The following is a 3,336-nucleotide window of genomic DNA, read 5'->3' as shown; positions in this document are numbered from 1 at the left end:
GATCAGGAGCACGATGTAGAGAATGACGAAGAGGGGAATGCCATAGCCAGCCGCATCCGCCGAAGCGGGGCTACCGAAGGGATTGAGGTTGATGGCAACCAGTTGGCGGTTGGCAAGGGCAAAAGCCACCAATGCCGCGCAAAGCGGCACCAGAACCAGCCAACCAACGATCTTGCTGACCATAAATCTTCCGAACTATTCGAGGGCCCGACGGGCGCCGATCACGATATCACTCGCGATTGAGACGCTCACGGATTTCCTTGCCGGCCTTGAATTGCGGCACGTATTTTTCCTCGACATCGACCTGTTCGCCGGTGCGAGGGTTGCGCCCGACGCGAGCCGGACGGTTCTTTACGGAGAATGCGCCGAAGCCGCGCAACTCGACGCGGTCACCGCGCGCCATGGCATCCCCGATCTGATCGAGAATGGCATTGACGATGTTTTCGATGTCGCGCTGGAAGAGATGCGGATTCTCTGCGGCGAGCTTCTCGACAAGTTCAGACTTGATCATGGAAGGCTCCGGTCTCCAAGACGCTGGTCCCCTTGCCTCAGGGGTTCGTTCCAACCTGCCAAAGCGAAACCAAACCGTCAAGCATCACAGGACCTTCCGCAGGAAATCCCAGTGCCGCCCGGGCCGAACCGCCGACCAATTGCCCGACCCAGCCAAAACCCTCGTCGGGGAGGGGCCATGCGGAAACAACGGGCAGGTCTTTTGCTACGCTCTTCTCGCTTTCGAGCCAGGCTATGGCCTCGATTTCTCCACCGAGCGCGTCGATGAGGCCGTTTTCGAGCGCCACCCGACCGGTGACGATGCGGCCATCGGCGAGGGCGAGCGCGGTGGGACGGGCCAGATTGCGGCGTTCCGCCACGATATCGACGAACCAGACGAAGCTGTCTTCCACAAGGGCGGCAAGCGAAGCGCGCGGCGCGCCCTCGAGGGGCTCATCGAAATCGGGCTCGGCTTTCAGCGGCCCCGAAGCCACCTTGTCGAGGTCAATGCCGATGGTGTCGAGCAGTTTGCCAGCGTTGACGTGCTGGTAGAGGACGCCGATTGAACCGACGATCGAGAGGCGACGGGCAAAAATGTGATCAGTGCCGATGGCGGTCATATAGGCGGCGGACGCGCCAAGCTCGTTGATCACCGAAACCGTCGGCTTTTCGGCGCTGAGCAGGCGCAGGGATTCGTAGAGCTCTTCCCCGCCCGCGGTGGTGCCGCCGGGCGAATTGATGGCGACGATGACAGCCTTGACGTTTTCGTCCTCGATCAGCTCTTCGAACATCTTTTGCCGGGCGGCATTGGTCGAAATGGTGCCATCGATGGTGATCCGGGCAATGGCGCCATCACCGGTCGCGCTGGGCATGGCAAAACGCCCGAACAGCGCCAGGACGACGGCAACAGCACACACCAGCGCAAAGATACGCCAGCGGCCGCGCGAGCGCCTGAACGTGTCTGATGCCAGCGCCTCATGCGCTTCGGAGGAAGGAATCTGGGTCAAGTCTAGGCCTCGCAAATCGGGCTAGACCATACACTTCTCGACACAAACGACCAGATGGTTTGGGCCCGCTGCGGCGTTCCGCGCCTAGAGCGGCTTCACCATGTAGCGCGCCGCATCTTCATAGGCTGCGAGCTTTTCGGCCAGTTCCGAGCGGTCTTCGGTGACAAAACCCTGCTTTTCCCAAAAGGGCACCGAGCCATTGACGGCAACAAGGCTCATGGTGGGAAAACCCATGGCCTCTGCGTGCTTGGTAAGGGCGGCAATGATCTGGCCGGCGGCGCCGACCCCGCGCGTGACGGGCAGCAAGGCAAGGTCGTGGATGTAATAGGTATCCGGCGCTTCGGGTAGCGCGCCCATAAGCGCGTTGAGCGCCGGCAGCGAACCGCGCGTCCAGGGATGGCTCAGCACATAGCCGGACGGCTTTTCGGCGACCTCAAGGATGTAGCAGCCATTGCGATAGAGGCTGTGCTTTTCAGCAAGCACCTCGTCGGCTTCGAAAAAGCCCGGATGGACCTTTGCGGCAATGGTCGAGACCGCGTTGAGATCGTAGCCGCTCATGGCGCGCCAGGAGACATCCCTGAAAAGCATCGATGTGATCCCCAAACAAAACGACCCGCGCTGATAAAGCGCGGGCCGAAAGATTGCAAACAAGCGTGACGCTTACTTGTCGTCGCGGCCCTTGAGGGCGGCGCCGAGGATGTCGCCGAGCGAAGCGCCCGAATCCGACGAACCGAAGTTCGCAACGGCTTCACGTTCTTCGGCGATTTCGAGCGCCTTGATCGAGAGCTGGATACGGCCGGTCTTGCGATCGTACTGGGTGACGCGTGCGTCGACCTTTTCGCCCTTGGAGAAACGTTCCGGGCGCTGGTCGTTGCGGTCGCGGCTGAGGTCGGCGCGGCGGATGAAGGCCGTCACGTCGCTGTCAGCGATGCGGACTTCGATGCCGCCTTCGTTGACTTCGATGACTTCGGTCGTAACCACAGCGTTCTTGCGCAGGCCACCGGCTTCAGCAGGCTCGCTCGAAGACGCCGACGAGGACGTGCCTTCGCTGTTGAGCTGCTTGATACCGAGCGAAATACGCTCCTTCTCGACGTCGACGTCGAGAACCTTGGCCGAAACCATGTCGCCACGGTTGTAGTCGTCAAGAGCGACTTCACCGGACTTCTGCCAATCGAGATCGGAGAGGTGAACCATGCCGTCCACATCGCCTTCGAGGCCGATGAACAGACCGAATTCGGTCTTGTTCTTGACTTCGCCTTCGATGGTGGAACCAACAGGGTTCTTCTCGGCGAAGGCTTCCCATGGGTTCTGCAGGGTCTGCTTGAGACCGAGCGAGATACGGCGCTTGTCCGGATCGACTTCGAGCACGACCACGTCGACTTCCTGGCTGGTCGAAACGATCTTGCCGGGGTGGACGTTCTTCTTGGTCCAGCTCATTTCCGAAACGTGGATCAGGCCTTCGATGCCCGGCTCCAGTTCGACGAATGCGCCGTAGTCGGTGATGTTGGTCACGCGGCCAGAGAACTTCGCACCGATCGGGTACTTGGCTTCGATGCCTTCCCAGGGATCAGCCTGGAGCTGCTTCATGCCGAGCGAGATACGGTGAGACTCGTGGTTGATGCGAACGATCTGGACCTTGATGGTCTCGCCGATCGTGAGCACTTCGGACGGATGGTTGACGCGACGCCATGCGATGTCGGTGACGTGCAGCAGGCCATCGATGCCGCCGAGATCAACGAACGCACCGTAATCGGTGATGTTCTTGACCACGCCGTCGACAACCTGGCCCTCTTCGAGCTGCTGGACGATTTCCGAACGCTGCTCGGCGCGCGATTCCTCG

General features: G+C 60.8%; 4 protein-coding genes and 1 pseudogene. All 5 read right to left on the bottom strand.

Going from position 1 to position 3,336, the window contains the following annotated elements; genetic code table 11:
- A pseudogene (locus tag ABW043_RS22785) lies at window positions 1–183 on the bottom strand (DUF1049 domain-containing protein); the annotation flags it as partial.
- 46 nt (window positions 184–229) lie between these two features.
- A complete protein-coding gene (locus ABW043_RS22780) occupies window positions 230–511 on the bottom strand; it encodes an integration host factor subunit beta (protein WP_035084445.1) in 282 nt (93 codons plus the stop codon).
- Between the two features lie 37 nt (window positions 512–548).
- Entirely contained in the window at window positions 549–1,496 is a 948-nt protein-coding gene (gene sppA, locus ABW043_RS22775; protein WP_353923480.1) for a signal peptide peptidase SppA, read from the bottom strand.
- A gap of 84 nt (window positions 1,497–1,580) precedes the next feature.
- Window positions 1,581–2,084: a GNAT family N-acetyltransferase gene (locus ABW043_RS22770; protein WP_353923479.1), complete on the bottom strand. Its 504-nt coding sequence runs from the start codon at window positions 2,082–2,084 to the stop codon at window positions 1,581–1,583.
- A 72-nt stretch (window positions 2,085–2,156) separates the two neighbouring features.
- On the bottom strand, window positions 2,157–3,336 hold a 1,180-nt coding region (locus ABW043_RS22765; protein ID WP_353923478.1), incomplete at its 5' end, for a 30S ribosomal protein S1.

It is taken from the genome of Devosia sp. (assembly GCF_040509215.1).
Taxonomy (GTDB): domain Bacteria; phylum Pseudomonadota; class Alphaproteobacteria; order Rhizobiales; family Devosiaceae; genus Devosia.
Note: the sequence above shows the minus strand (reverse complement) of the source record. Positions and strands in the feature narration are given on the sequence as shown.

Coding starts and splice junctions, on each gene's coding strand:
- ABW043_RS22780 (WP_035084445.1), bottom strand. CDS start 511: ATGATCAAGTCTGAACTTGTCGAGAAGCTCGCCGCAGAGAATCCGCAT.
- ABW043_RS22770 (WP_353923479.1), bottom strand. CDS start 2,084: ATGCTTTTCAGGGATGTCTCCTGGCGCGCCATGAGCGGCTACGATCTC.